The organism is Bacillus sp. CR71 (assembly GCF_003429245.1).
Classification (GTDB): domain Bacteria; phylum Bacillota; class Bacilli; order Bacillales; family Bacillaceae_G; genus Bacillus_A; species Bacillus_A thuringiensis_S.
In genome coordinates, this window is sequence record NZ_CP031748.1 from 284,359 (window position 1) to 297,658 (window position 13,300).

Here is a 13,300-nt window from a genome sequence, read left to right on the forward strand (position 1 = left end):
TATATGATAAAGCGAATGTTAAAGCAAGTAGAACAGATGGTAAATGGTACTGGATTAGCAGAGCAATATGAGGGAACTATTATTCAAGGCGTGTCTATTGATACGAGAAAAATTGAAAAAGGAAACTTATATGTTCCGATTCAAGGGGAGCGTTTCGATGGACATGCTTTTGTAGATAAAGCAGTTGAAAATGGAGCTGTAGCTACATTATGGATGAAAGATGTAGCAAATCCACCCGAGAATCTTCCGGTTATTTTTGTAGAAGATACGCTATCTGCACTGCAAATGTTAGCGAAAAACTATCGCGATCAATTGGATGTTAAAGTTGTTGGTGTGACAGGTAGTAACGGTAAAACATCCACGAAAGATATTGTGACAAGTATTCTCGCGACTAAGTTCAAAGTTCAAAAAACAGAAGGAAATTTCAATAACCATATTGGGTTACCTCTCACTATTTTAAACTTAGAAGAAAATACAGAAGTAGCTGTATTAGAAATGGGTATGTCAAGCCGAGGAGAGATTGAATTTTTATCTAAGTTAGCTCGTCCTAATGCAGCTATCATTACGAATATTGGTGAGGCACATTTAATGGATTTAGGATCTCGTGAGGCAATTGCTGAAGCGAAATTAGAAATTGTTACAGGGTTACAAGAAGGTGGCGTGTTCGTATATAATGGAGATGAGCCGTTATTAACGAATCGTGTTCCTGAAATGAATTTAGCAGCAGAAACAGTTACGTTTGGTGATGCAAGAGCCAACGATTACTATCCAACAACTGTAACATTACAGGCAACTGGGACACATTTTAAAATGAATAGAGATGAAAATATTTCATTCTACCTACCGGTGTTAGGAAAACATAATGTGTACAATACACTTGCTTCAATGGCAATTGCGACACATTTTGGGGTGACGTGGGAAGAAATGAAACAAGGTTTAGTAACACTTCAAATGACGGGCATGCGTATGGAGATTGTAAAAACGGATAGTGGATTAACAATTATCAACGATGCTTATAATGCAAGTCCGACGGCTATGGAGGCAGCATTCCATTTAATGAATGGTTTAGATGGATTTACTAAAAAAATCGTTGTGCTCGGTGATATGTTAGAACTTGGAAATCAAGAAGTGCAGTTCCATTATGAGGTAGGTAAATTAATCGATCCAGCAAAAATCGCACATGTATTCACATACGGTAGATTAGGAGCTCAAATTGCTGAAGGAGCGAAAATTAATTTCCCTAATGAACGTGTAAAGGCGTATGATAATAAAGAAGAGTTAGTAAGAGATTTACAAGCGGTAGTCGATGCCAAAGATGTTGTATTAATTAAAGCATCTCGCGGTATGAAATTAGAAGAAGTAATTACGATGTTGAAATAATTGGTGTATATAAATAGGGATGATAGTCACGAAAATAGAAGAAACTTATAATAAGCGCTTACAGTAAATGATAAAAAAATAAAAGTAAAGAAAAAGGCCCTTAATATAAAATAAGGTAACAGTTGGGTTTGCTTTTTACACATACAAAACTTATAATTGATAAAGTGTAATAACGTTTAGAAGTATTTTCGTGAAGAATATACGCCCGGTTATATACGTGAGCATTCAGGAAAAGGGCTTTTCCGCAAATTCGGAAAACGCCTTTTTTTAAATGATAAGTATAGGATAGAAAAGGAGAAGTAACATTGACAACATTTCGAGAATTAGGATTAAGTGAGTCTTTACTGCAATCGGTTGAAAGTATGGGCTTTGAAGAGGCTACGCCGATTCAAGCTGAAACAATTCCACATGCATTGCAAGGTAAGGATATTATTGGGCAAGCGCAAACAGGTACAGGGAAAACAGCAGCATTCGGATTACCACTATTAGATAAAGTGGATACAAATAAAGAAGCAGTTCAAGGTATTGTTATCGCGCCAACGCGTGAATTAGCAATTCAAGTTGGAGAAGAGCTATACAAAATTGGTAAACATAAACGTGTTCGTATTCTACCAATTTATGGTGGTCAAGATATTAACCGCCAAATTCGTGCTCTAAAAAAACACCCACACATTATTGTTGGTACGCCGGGTCGTATTTTAGATCATATTAACCGTAAAACACTTCGCTTACAAAACGTAGAGACTGTTGTTCTTGATGAAGCGGATGAAATGTTAAACATGGGCTTCATTGAAGATATTGAAGCGATTTTAACAGATGTGCCAGAAACACATCAAACATTATTATTCTCAGCGACAATGCCAGATCCAATCCGTCGTATTGCTGAGCGTTTCATGACTGAGCCTCAACACATTAAAGTAAAAGCAAAAGAAGTAACAATGCCAAACATTCAGCAGTTCTATTTAGAAGTGCAAGAAAAGAAAAAGTTTGACGTGTTAACACGCTTACTAGATATTCAATCTCCAGAGCTTGCGATCGTATTCGGTCGTACAAAGCGTCGTGTTGATGAATTATCAGAAGCATTAAACTTACGTGGTTATGCAGCAGAAGGTATTCATGGTGACTTAACACAGGCGAAACGTATGTCTGTATTACGTAAATTTAAAGAAGGTGCTATTGAAGTTCTTGTTGCAACAGACGTTGCTGCACGTGGTCTTGATATTTCAGGCGTAACACACGTATACAACTTCGATATCCCACAAGATCCAGAATCATACGTTCACCGTATCGGTCGTACTGGCCGTGCAGGTAAAAAAGGTATTGCAATGTTATTTGTAACACCACGTGAATCAGGACAATTAAAAAATATCGAGCGTACAACAAAACGTAAAGTTGATCGCATGGAAGCACCGACACTTGATGAGGCATTAGAAGGTCAACAACGTTTAATCGCTGAAAAACTTCAAAGCACGATTCAAAATGAGAACTTATCATACTACAAGCGTATTGCAGAAGAAATGTTAGAAGAGAATGACTCTGTAACAGTAGTAGCTGCTGCTTTAAAAATGATGACTAAAGAGCCGGATACAACTCCGATTGCTTTAACATCAGAACCACCAGTTGTTTCAAGAGGTGGCGGTTCTAAAAAACGTGGCGGTAACGGAGGCGGATACCGTGATGGTAACCGTAATCGTAGTCGTGATGGACGCGGTGGTGGCGATGGTCGTAACCGTGATGGACGTAATCGTGACGGAAACCGTGATCGCAATCGTGATGGAAACCGTGATCGTAATCGTGATGGTGGTAGTCGTGGTCGTAGAGGTGAAGGTCAAGGTCGCCCAGGATCTTCAAATGGACGCGGCGAAAGAAAACATCATAGCCGTCCACAAGCTTAATAAAAAAAGAGAATGCCCTTTGCGGGCATTCTCTTTTTTTATTTCTGTAATTGTGCATACTACATAGTAGTTATGATAGAAAAGGGGCTGTTATATGCTTGTAAGGCTTGGTTACGTTGCGATGAGTGTGCATTTGAAGAATGCATCCCCATCTCAAACGATGACGTACGCACAGTTTCAGAAAATAGATGATCGTGATGCTGCAATTCGTAAACTTGAAAGAATTGCTAATTCCAATTTGGAAAATTGTTTGCGTTTATTAAAGCATAATAAGGGACATGACATATCTTTCTTTCGGCTTAGTTCTAAGCTCATTCCTTTAGCGAATCATGAGGAATTGTTAGAGTGGAACTATATTCGTCCTTTAAAAGAAAAATTGAAAGAATTAGGTGAATATGCAATTCATATGAATATGCGAATTGATTTTCATCCAGATCATTTTGTTGTACTAAATTCACCTGAGGAGAGTGTTTTCAAACAATCTGTAAAGACATTGCAGATGCACAAAAAATTATTAAAAGGCATGGGGATTGAACATAAGCAACGATGTGTACTACATGTTGGAGGAGGGTATAAAGATAAAGAACTTGCATTAGAGCGTTTTATAGAGAATTGGTCTAATGTCCCAAGGGGTATTCAAGAAATGATTATATTAGAAAATGATGATACAACTTTTACGTTAGAGGAAACATTATATTTAGGAGAAAAATTAGATATTCCCGTCGTGTTTGATTTGCATCACCATATGATGAATAATGAGCAAGAAGATTGGTATGAAGATTGGGCACGTGTTGTTCATACGTGGGAAACATCTTTGTTGCCAGTTAAAATGCATATCTCTAGCCCTAGAGAGGGAAAAGATCCAAGAGCTCATGCAGATTATATTAATGTAGACGCATTTTTATCTTTTTTAAGAAGGATAAAGGGAAGTGTTCCGCAAATTGATTGTATGATTGAGGCGAAGATGAAGGATGAGTCTTTATTTCAATTAATGAGGGATTTAAGCGAACAGGTAGATGTAGAAATTATCGATGGTGCAAGCTTTTATATTAAATAAGCTTTGCACCATCGTTTTTTTTGGTTAAAAAAGGAGTTAAAATGCCGCCGGTTATTAAACCTGTTAAATGACTGATCGGATTGGCGGAAGGGTTAAAGAAAGTAAATAGCAGTAATAGAAGTATCATAATTGAGAAAATGGCAATTTCTTTTGGTTGTGAAGAGCGGTAACGATTGTACAATAAAAATAATTGTGCGCCTAATAGTCCGAAAATCCCACCTGATGCACCTGCGTGAATATATTCAGGTGGCATAATAATATAAGAAGAAATATTTCCAGAAATTCCAGAAATAAAAAATAGAATAAAAAAAGAAAAGTGTCCGAGTTGCTTTTCGATAGAAGAACCAAGTGCAAACAAAAAAATACTATTAGAAAGAAAATGTTGTAAGTCTACGTGTACCAGAAGGGAAGTTATGACACGCCACCATTCTCCTTTAGCGATATATTCATTAGAGGCTGCCAGTGGGAAGAGGAAAAAGTCGCCTAATATCATCAGGACTAAGTGAATAAGAAGTAAGGTGAGAATAGTCGATTGTAAAGAAATCTGAGTGGATCTTATTAGCATACGGTTACTATCACCCCTTTTGCATCAGAAAGATTCTCTGTTATTCTTATCAATATGAAAGAAGAAAGTTAAATAGAAGAAGGGGATTTTGAAATGATTATAGGGATTGGAATCGATATTATTGAATTAAATCGTATTGAAAAAATGCTAGATGGAAAGCTTAAATTTATGGAACGTATTTTAACGAAAAATGAACGTAATGTTGCTATGGAGCTGAAAGGAAGTCGCCTTACAGAGTTTGTAGCTGGAAGATTTGCAGCGAAAGAGGCATATTCAAAAGCTGTAGGTACTGGTATCGGGAAAGAAGTGAGCTTTTTAGATATTGAAGTGAAAAATGATGAAAGAGGTAAGCCGATTCTGATTACAAGTACAGAGTATGTTGTTCATTTATCAATTAGTCATAGTAAGGAATTTGCTGTTGCTCAAGTTGTTTTAGAAAGCTCGTCACGCTAGTCTGCATATTTTATATCTTTGTCTCATATATTTGAGGTAGCGATAAGGAAGGTACATCTTCCATTCATTTATAGGGGCAAAGGGGCTGAAGTGATGAAAAGGCGTCTGTTTTTAGTTCTTGTCGGTTTGTTGACCGTTTTTGTATTGGCGGGTTGTGTGGAAAAGAAACAAGATGATGTCGTGAAAGATTTAGAAGCGAAAGTAAAAGGGATGAAAAGTTATCAAGCTGAAGCGAAATTATCGATTAAAACAGGAAATGAGCCTCAGGAGTATAACGTAGAAATTTGGCATAAGGAACCGTCTTTTTATCGTGTGAATTTAAAGAATGCAAAAAAAGATCAGAGCCAAATTATTTTAAGAAATGAAGAAGGTGTATTTGTATTAACGCCAGCACTTAATAAGAGCTTCCGTTTTCAAAGTGATTGGCCGCAAAATAGCAGCCAGGCTTATTTATATGAATCACTTGTAAGAGATATTTTGCAGGATAAGAAAAACCTTACTTTCGAGAAAACAGATAAGTATTATATTTTTAAAACAAAAACAAACTATCAACATCAAAATATGTTGCCGAAACAAGAGATTACACTGAAGAAGAGCGATTTGACTCCAGTTTCAGTGAAGTTAATGGATAATGATCAAAATGTTCTTGTAAAAGTAGATTTCTCTAAGGTAAAATTCGATGCGAAATTTGATAAAGGTGCATTTGATACGAAACAAAATATGTCTAGAGCGCAGGTAGATGTTCAAACAACAGCGAAAGAAGACAAACCGTTTGCTACTTTGTATCCGCTTGATACACCACAAGGTATGACTCTGCAAGATGAAAAAGAGTTGAAGACAGACAGTGGCAAGCGTGCGATACTCACATACACTGGAAATAAGAAATCCTTTACTTTAATACAAGAAAAGGCAAAAGTTGCAGAGGCTTCATCAGCGGTAAGTGTAAGTGGAGAACCGGTTGATCTTGGGTTTACGATTGGTGCGTTGACGAAAGACTCTGTAACGTGGTCGCATAACGGAGTAGAATATATGCTCGTGTCTAAAGGTTTAGAGCCGAAGGAGCTGTTAATGGTTGCTCGTTCAGTTACAGCGAAGCAGGTGAAGTAAACTTCTTAGACGTGGTGATATATGTGCACCACGTCTTTTCTTAGTTTGAAGGTGGATTTCATAAAAGAAGCATATAAAAGAATAAGCTTCGCATATCGTGTATAAGGAAGTGTATTTATGGAAGAAGCACCATTTTATCGTGACACGTGGGTGGAAGTGGATTTAGATGCCATTTATAACAACGTTACACATATTAAAGAGTTCATCCCAAGTGATGTAGAGATTTTTGCTGTAGTTAAAGCGAACGCATATGGGCACGATTATGTACCGGTTGCTAAAACGGCATTAGAAGCGGGTGCAACAAGGTTAGCTGTTGCTTTTTTAGATGAAGCTCTAGTGCTTCGGAGGGCTGGTATTACTGTGCCGATTTTAGTGTTAGGTCCCTCGCCGCTGCGTGATGTAAATGTAGCTGCTGAAAATGATGTAGCGCTAACTGTTTTTCAAAAAGAATGGGTGGACGAAGCAATTAAACTTTGGGATGGTTCATCTGTAATGAAATTTCATATTAATTTTGATAGTGGTATGGGGAGAATTGGAATACGTGAAAGAAAAGAGCTGAAAGAATTTTTAAGGAGTTTAGAAGGTGCACCGTTTTTAGAGTTAGAAGGAGTATACACGCATTTTGCAACGGCAGATGAGGTTGAGACTTCGTATTTTGATAAGCAATATAACACGTTCTTAGAGCAGTTAAGTTGGTTGAAAGAATTCGGAGTGGATCCTAAGTTTGTCCATACAGCTAATAGTGCTGCCACGTTACGTTTTCAAGGGATTACATTTAATGCAGTGCGAATTGGGATTGCAATGTATGGATTATCTCCTTCTGTAGAAATACGTCCTTTTTTACCATTTGAATTAGAACCGGCGCTATCACTGCATACGAAAGTAGCTCATATTAAACAGGTGATTAAAGGTGATGGAATTAGTTATAACGTCACTTATCGAACGAAAACTGAAGAATGGATCGCGACTGTAGCGATTGGTTATGCAGATGGATGGCTTAGAAGATTACAAGGATTTGAAGTGCTTATAAATGGTAAAAGGGTACCGATTGTAGGGCGAGTAACAATGGATCAGTTCATGATTCATCTTCCTTGTGAAGTGCCGCTTGGTACGAAAGTTACGCTTATTGGAAGGCAGGGAGATGAGTATATTAGCGCTACAGAGGTTGCGGAATATTCAGGGACTATTAATTATGAAATTATTGCAACGATCAGTTTCCGTGTGCCAAGAATATTTATACGGAATGGTAAGGTTGTAGAGATAATTAATTACTTGAACAATATATAGAAGGTAGCATGATTGCTTCTTGTCATTGGAGTGACTGTTCATTGCTGGATAATAAGCTCTTTTTGATGAGAAGCTTTTTACTTATAATCATTTTTTATATAAGTTACACGTAAGTTTTGAAGAGGAGTTCTATTGTTTTTAGTTAGTTATGAGATAAAAAATTTAAGAAGATGAATGTTTTGTTTGTGAATTGGAAAACATAAGCAAGGAATAAGGAAGTCTTTGCAACAGGCTCCATACAATGGTATTATTACAATAGGTGTCATATATATATATTTGGGTGTGTAGTTGACGGTGGAGGTGTATTTTTGTGTCCGAATCAAGTGTAACTACTGAAATCGTGGTTCGGTTGCCAAAGCAAATGGTAACGGAATTGGACGGAATTGGAAAACAAGAGAATAAGAATCGCCATGAACTAATTTGCCAGGCAACACAATTGTTATTGCGTCAACATAAGACGAAGAAACGCTACCAACATGAATCAATGCGACGTGGGTATATTGAAATGGGAAAAATTAATCTTGGTATTGCATCTGAAGCTTTCTTAGCGGAGTATGAAGCAGCTCATACAGTAGAACGCTTAGTTAGCGGGGGGTAATATTTTGATTGTAAAACGCGGCGACGTGTATTTTGCAGACCTTTCCCCAGTTGTTGGTTCTGAGCAAGGAGGCGTTCGTCCGGTTCTTGTCATTCAAAATGACATCGGAAATCGTTTTAGTCCAACGGTGATTGTAGCGGCTATTACTGCACAGATTCAAAAAGCGAAATTACCCACTCATGTGGAAATTGATGCGAAAAAGTATGGTTTTGAGAGAGATTCTGTTATTTTACTTGAGCAGATTCGAACAATCGATAAGCAACGCTTAACGGACAAAATCACTCATTTAGATGAAGTGATGATGAGTCGTGTAGATGAAGCGTTACAAATTAGTTTAGGACTAATAGATTTTTAAATCGGCAGTTTAAGTTGCTCTCTTTGAAGGGCAACTTTTTTTATTATAGAGGAGGTTACGGTTGTATATGGAAATGGTAGATAATCGACAAGCGTTAATGAAAATGTTAGTGAAAGAATTAGGCTTTAGCGAAAAGCAAGTTCGTCATGTTATTCAATTAACAGAAGAAGGTAACACAGTTCCATTTATTGCTCGTTACCGAAAAGAATGGACAGGCTCTTTAGATGAGGTGCAAATTCGTGCGATTTTAGAGAGATGGCAATATATGATGCAACTTGAAGATAGGAAGGAAGAAGTTATTCGTCTTATTGGTGAGAAGGGAAAACTGACAGGAGAGCTAAGGCTGCAAATTGTTAAAGCTACAAAGTTGCAGGAAGTAGAAGATTTATATCGTCCATATAAAGAGAAAAGAAGAACGAAAGCAACGATTGCAAAAGAAAAAGGGTTAGAACCGTTAGCTGAATGGTTATTGTTATATAAGAAAGAAGATCCGGCTAAAAAGGCAGTGGAATTTATTAATGCAGAGAAAGAAGTGCAATCTGCAGAAGAAGCTTTACAAGGTGCACAAGACATTATTGCAGAAATGATTTCAGATGAAGCTACGTATCGTAGTTGGATTCGAAATATTACTTTTAGAAAAGGTATTATGTCTTCGTCTGTAAAAGGTGAAGAAAAAGATGAAAAGAATATATATGAAATGTATTACAGTTATGAAGAACCATTGCAAAAAGTAGTACCACATCGTGTATTAGCAATGAATCGCGGTGAGAAAGAAGATATATTGAGAGTTTCTGTTGTCCCACCAGTAGATGAGATATTAAATTTCTTAAATAAGAAAGTAATTCGTGATAACGATTCTAAAAGTGCGCATTATGTACAATTAGCGATTGAAGATGGTTATAAACGATTAATTCAATCTTCAATTGAAAGAGAAATTCGTAAAGAATTAACAGAAACAGCTGAAGAACAAGCGATACATATTTTCTCTGAGAACTTACGTAACTTATTATTACAACCTCCGATGAAAGGGAAAGTCGTGCTAGCGGTAGACCCGGCATATAGAACTGGTTGTAAATTATCTGTAGTAGATGATACGGGGAAAGTACTACATATTGATGTTATTTATCCGCATCCGCCTGTTCGTAAATATGATGACGCAAAAACGAAAGTTCTTTCTATTATAGATAAATATCAAGTTGAAATGATTGCAATTGGTAATGGGACAGCATCTAGAGAAACAGAGGAATTTATAGTAGATGTATTGCAAAGTGTGAAACAGGAAGTCTTTTATATTATTGTAAATGAAGCGGGTGCTAGTGTATATTCAGCTTCTGATTTAGCTCGTGAAGAATTCCCAAATTTACAAGTTGAAGAGAGAAGTGCTGTTTCTATTGGAAGACGTCTGCAAGATCCACTGGCTGAACTTGTGAAAATTGATCCTAAATCAGTTGGAGTTGGACAATACCAACATGATGTATCTCAAAAGAGATTGAATGAGTCATTAACATTTGTAGTAGAGACAGCTGTTAACCAAGTTGGGGTTAATGTAAATACGGCTTCGGTTGCATTGTTACAATATGTTTCAGGTTTATCGAAAACTGTTGCGAAAAATATTGTGGCAAAGAGAGAAGAGGATGGGAAATTCACAAAGCGCACGGAATTAAAGAAAATCCCACGTTTAGGTGCAAAGACGTACGAACAATGTATAGGTTTCTTGCGTATATTAGAAGGAGCGAATCCATTAGATCGGACAGGTATTCATCCTGAACAATATAAAAATGTTGAATTGTTATTGAAGAGTTTAGGGTTATCGATAGATGACGTAGGACAACCGCAATTACAAAAGAGATTGGAAGAAGTAGAGATTTCTAAGTTGTCTCAAGAAACGGGAGTTGGGGAGCCGACGTTAGTTGATATTATAGATGCACTCATTAGTCCAGAACGAGATATGAGGGATGAGTTGCCTAAACCACTTCTGAAAAAAGGGATTTTGAAATTAGAAGATTTAAAACGTGGTATGGAACTAGAAGGAACAGTGCGTAACGTTGTTGATTTTGGTGCTTTTGTTGATGTTGGCGTAAAGCAAGATGGTTTAGTGCATATTTCTAAGCTTAGCAAACAGTTTGTAAAGCATCCGTTAGATGTTGTATCAGTAGGACAAATTGTAAAAGTATGGGTAGATGATATTGATACAAAAAAAGGACGCGTTGCACTATCTATGTTGCCGATTGAATAGTAAGAGAAGAGAGCAGATAAAACTGCTCTTTTTTTATAGAATAAAAAGTGTAATGGATCATGAGTTTTGATGTATTTTGCTATAATAAAACCAGCATTCATTTAGCAATTTAATTTGATACCGGTTTTTTTCGAAATATGCACGTTGCATCTGTTTTTTTAGCCACGTAGGCATAGGAATCCCTCCTTGTTTAATCCTACTCTCAAAAATCTAAAGTACTATTAATGAGAGGTTGGTGAGTGGATTTCTATTCATGTTGTGTTTTTAGAAACCACGCGTCTTGAATGAGGATGGGTATATGTACTATTTAATATATGTATAAGAAGCGTGAAAAGTGTAAAAATATTTTTTTGTTTAGGAGGAATGAGAATGGACGAGAAAGAAATTCAACGGCTAGTGGAAGAAGTATCGCTACAATACTTCGGAATGCCATTTTTACATAAAGTAAAGTTCAATAGTAGGTTGCGTACAACTGGCGGGCGTTATCTGTTGAAGAGTCACAATGTTGAACTGAATTATCGATATTACGAAATGTATGGTAAGGAGGAATTAATCGGAATCATCAAACATGAACTGTGTCATTATCACTTGCATATTACAGGAAGAGGGTATAAGCACAGGGACAGAGATTTTCGTGAGTTGTTAAAGAAAGTTGATGCACCTCGTTTTTGTAAACGAATGATTAATGAAGAGAAGGAAAAAAAGATTTATAAGTATGAATGTATGGAGTGTTTACTTCAATATGTAAGAAGGCGTCAAATAAATACAAAAAGATATGTCTGCGGAAAGTGTAAAGGGAAACTCAAACCGATATCGAAAACATCTTGACAGTAAAAACGCAATCCAGTATATTATAAACATGTCACGTTTGAACAAGATGTTGTTAAAAACTTCTTGACTTACAGAAAGAAATTTTATAAGATACAAATTGTCTTCATTATTCCGCAGTAGCTCAGTGGTAGAGCTATCGGCTGTTAACCGATCGGTCGTAGGTTCGAGTCCTACCTGCGGAGCCATACAGAGAAGTACCCAAGTGGCTCAAGGGGCTCCCCTGCTAAGGGAGTAGATCGCTAACGCGGTGCGAGGGTTCGAATCCCTTCTTCTCTGCCATACATATTGGCCCGTTGGTCAAGTGGTTAAGACACCGCCCTTTCACGGCGGTAACACGGGTTCGAATCCCGTACGGGTCACCACTTCGGAGGATTAGCTCAGCTGGGAGAGCACCTGCCTTACAAGCAGGGGGTCGGCGGTTCGATCCCGTCATCCTCCACCATATGAATTTTATATGAATAGTATCATCGCGGGGTGGAGCAGTACGGTAGCTCGTCGGGCTCATAACCCGAAGGTCGCAGGTTCAAATCCTGTCCCCGCAACCAAATGGTCCCGTGGTGTAGTGGTTAACATGCCTGCCTGTCACGCAGGAGATCGCCGGTTCGACCCCGGTCGGGACCGCCATTTTAACTTCTGCTAATTGGCAGTTGTTTTTTATTGGACATTATGGTACGATAACATTTGTCTTTGAAAATAAGATATTTTTTCAGTGGGCTATAGCCAAGCGGTAAGGCAACGGACTTTGACTCCGTCATGCGCTGGTTCGAATCCAGCTAGCCCAGCCATTTACGAGCCATTAGCTCAGTTGGTAGAGCATCTGACTTTTAATCAGAGGGTCGAAGGTTCGAATCCTTCATGGCTCACTTTTTTGTTTTTTCCGCGCGGTCGTGGCGGAACGGCAGACGCGCTAGGTTGAGGGCCTAGTGGGGGAAACCCCGTGGAGGTTCAAGTCCTCTCGGCCGCATCAAAAAAATCTTAAAAAAGTACTTGCATTTGAAAATGTAGTATGATAAGATAATTGAGTCGCCAAAATACAACGACGAAAAAACATCATGAATAAGCGCCCGTAGCTCAATTGGATAGAGCGTTTGACTACGGATCAAGAGGTTAGGGGTTCGACTCCTCTCGGGCGCGCCAATTACGGGAAGTGGCTCAGCTTGGTAGAGCACCTGGTTTGGGACCAGGGGGTCGCAGGTTCAAATCCTGTCTTCCCGACCACGCGGGTGTAGTTTAGTGGTAAAACAAGAGCCTTCCAAGCTCTGGTCGAGAGTTCGATTCTCTTCACCCGCTTTTAGTTCTTTGAAAACTGAACGAAACAAACAACGTGAAACGTCAATTTTTATTTTTAGATGCTAGACAAACTAACTTTATTGGAGAGTTTGATCCTGGCTCAGGATGAACGCTGGCGGCGTGCCTAATACATGCAAGTCGAGCGAATGGATTGAGAGCTTGCTCTCAAGAAGTTAGCGGCGGACGGGTGAGTAACACGTGGGTAACCTGCCCATAAGACTGGGATAACTCCGGGAAACCGGGGCT

At 38.2% G+C, this 13,300-nt stretch carries 12 protein-coding genes and 12 tRNA genes; 22 read left to right on the top strand and 2 right to left on the bottom strand.

The window, feature by feature from the left end:
- The first annotated feature begins 3 nt into the window (after positions 1 to 3).
- The 3 genes from murF to uvsE all read left to right on the top strand — a co-directional run bounded on the left by murF (position 4) and on the right by uvsE (position 4,332).
- Positions 4 to 1,380: a UDP-N-acetylmuramoyl-tripeptide--D-alanyl-D-alanine ligase gene (murF, locus tag DOS87_RS01530; protein WP_000595968.1), complete on the top strand. Its 1,377-nt coding sequence runs from the start codon at positions 4 to 6 to the stop codon at positions 1,378 to 1,380.
- Between the two features lie 305 nt (positions 1,381 to 1,685).
- On the top strand, positions 1,686 to 3,275 hold the full coding sequence (locus DOS87_RS01535) for a degradosome RNA helicase CshA (RefSeq protein ID WP_000206602.1): 1,590 nt from the start codon (positions 1,686 to 1,688) through the stop codon (positions 3,273 to 3,275).
- A 94-nt stretch (positions 3,276 to 3,369) separates the two neighbouring features.
- A complete protein-coding gene (gene uvsE / locus DOS87_RS01540; protein ID WP_000961146.1) occupies positions 3,370 to 4,332 on the top strand; it encodes a UV DNA damage repair endonuclease UvsE in 963 nt (320 codons plus the stop codon).
- Here uvsE and DOS87_RS01545 read toward each other — a convergent pair.
- A complete protein-coding gene (locus DOS87_RS01545) occupies positions 4,325 to 4,897 on the bottom strand; it encodes a rhomboid family intramembrane serine protease (protein WP_000908529.1) in 573 nt (190 codons plus the stop codon). The two genes, uvsE and DOS87_RS01545, sit on opposite strands and share 8 nt — an antisense overlap.
- A 93-nt stretch (positions 4,898 to 4,990) precedes the next feature.
- Here DOS87_RS01545 and acpS point away from each other — a divergent pair, with 93 nt between their 5' ends.
- The 6 genes from acpS to DOS87_RS01575 all read left to right on the top strand — a co-directional run bounded on the left by acpS (position 4,991) and on the right by DOS87_RS01575 (position 10,933).
- Positions 4,991 to 5,350: a holo-ACP synthase gene (acpS, locus tag DOS87_RS01550; protein ID WP_000583423.1), complete on the top strand. Its 360-nt coding sequence runs from the start codon at positions 4,991 to 4,993 to the stop codon at positions 5,348 to 5,350.
- Between the two features lie 156 nt (positions 5,351 to 5,506).
- Positions 5,507 to 6,457, top strand: a complete 951-nt coding sequence (locus tag DOS87_RS01555) for a LolA family protein (protein WP_002084009.1) — start codon at positions 5,507 to 5,509, stop codon at positions 6,455 to 6,457.
- A 117-nt stretch (positions 6,458 to 6,574) separates the two neighbouring features.
- Positions 6,575 to 7,744, top strand: a complete 1,170-nt coding sequence (gene alr, locus DOS87_RS01560) for an alanine racemase (RefSeq protein WP_208730198.1) — start codon at positions 6,575 to 6,577, stop codon at positions 7,742 to 7,744.
- A gap of 310 nt (positions 7,745 to 8,054) precedes the next feature.
- Positions 8,055 to 8,342 (top strand): antitoxin EndoAI, encoded by a 288-nt coding sequence (locus DOS87_RS01565; RefSeq protein WP_000004570.1) that lies wholly within the window; start codon positions 8,055 to 8,057, stop codon positions 8,340 to 8,342.
- A gap of 4 nt (positions 8,343 to 8,346) precedes the next feature.
- Positions 8,347 to 8,697, top strand: coding sequence for a type II toxin-antitoxin system endoribonuclease NdoA (ndoA, locus tag DOS87_RS01570; RefSeq protein ID WP_000635965.1), 351 nt, complete (start codon positions 8,347 to 8,349; stop codon positions 8,695 to 8,697).
- 67 nt (positions 8,698 to 8,764) lie between these two features.
- Positions 8,765 to 10,933 (top strand): Tex family protein, encoded by a 2,169-nt coding sequence (locus DOS87_RS01575; RefSeq protein ID WP_000426209.1) that lies wholly within the window; start codon positions 8,765 to 8,767, stop codon positions 10,931 to 10,933.
- A gap of 57 nt (positions 10,934 to 10,990) precedes the next feature.
- On the opposite strand, the gene cmpA is transcribed toward DOS87_RS01575, so the two are convergent.
- Positions 10,991 to 11,107, bottom strand: a complete 117-nt coding sequence (cmpA, locus tag DOS87_RS01580) for a cortex morphogenetic protein CmpA (RefSeq protein WP_001143640.1) — start codon at positions 11,105 to 11,107, stop codon at positions 10,991 to 10,993.
- A gap of 195 nt (positions 11,108 to 11,302) precedes the next feature.
- Between cmpA and DOS87_RS01585 the strand changes: the two genes are divergently transcribed.
- From DOS87_RS01585 to DOS87_RS01645, 13 genes are all read left to right on the top strand, one after another.
- Positions 11,303 to 11,761: a SprT family protein gene (locus DOS87_RS01585; protein ID WP_000343552.1), complete on the top strand. Its 459-nt coding sequence runs from the start codon at positions 11,303 to 11,305 to the stop codon at positions 11,759 to 11,761.
- 113 nt (positions 11,762 to 11,874) lie between these two features.
- A tRNA-Asn gene (locus DOS87_RS01590) sits at positions 11,875 to 11,949 on the top strand.
- Between the two features lie 3 nt (positions 11,950 to 11,952).
- Positions 11,953 to 12,043 (top strand) — tRNA-Ser (locus DOS87_RS01595).
- An 8-nt stretch (positions 12,044 to 12,051) separates the two neighbouring features.
- Positions 12,052 to 12,126, top strand: a tRNA-Glu gene (locus DOS87_RS01600).
- 4 nt (positions 12,127 to 12,130) lie between these two features.
- A tRNA-Val gene (locus tag DOS87_RS01605) sits at positions 12,131 to 12,206 on the top strand.
- A gap of 26 nt (positions 12,207 to 12,232) precedes the next feature.
- Positions 12,233 to 12,309 (top strand) — tRNA-Met (locus DOS87_RS01610).
- Between the two features lie 3 nt (positions 12,310 to 12,312).
- A tRNA-Asp gene (locus DOS87_RS01615) sits at positions 12,313 to 12,388 on the top strand.
- Between the two features lie 86 nt (positions 12,389 to 12,474).
- Positions 12,475 to 12,549 (top strand) — tRNA-Gln (locus tag DOS87_RS01620).
- A gap of 5 nt (positions 12,550 to 12,554) precedes the next feature.
- Positions 12,555 to 12,627 (top strand) — tRNA-Lys (locus tag DOS87_RS01625).
- Between the two features lie 18 nt (positions 12,628 to 12,645).
- A tRNA-Leu gene (locus tag DOS87_RS01630) sits at positions 12,646 to 12,728 on the top strand.
- A gap of 96 nt (positions 12,729 to 12,824) precedes the next feature.
- Positions 12,825 to 12,901, top strand: a tRNA-Arg gene (locus tag DOS87_RS01635).
- 4 nt (positions 12,902 to 12,905) lie between these two features.
- A tRNA-Pro gene (locus tag DOS87_RS01640) sits at positions 12,906 to 12,982 on the top strand.
- A gap of 1 nt (position 12,983) precedes the next feature.
- Positions 12,984 to 13,054: transfer RNA gene (locus tag DOS87_RS01645), tRNA-Gly, on the top strand.
- The last annotated feature ends 246 nt before the right edge of the window (positions 13,055 to 13,300 follow it).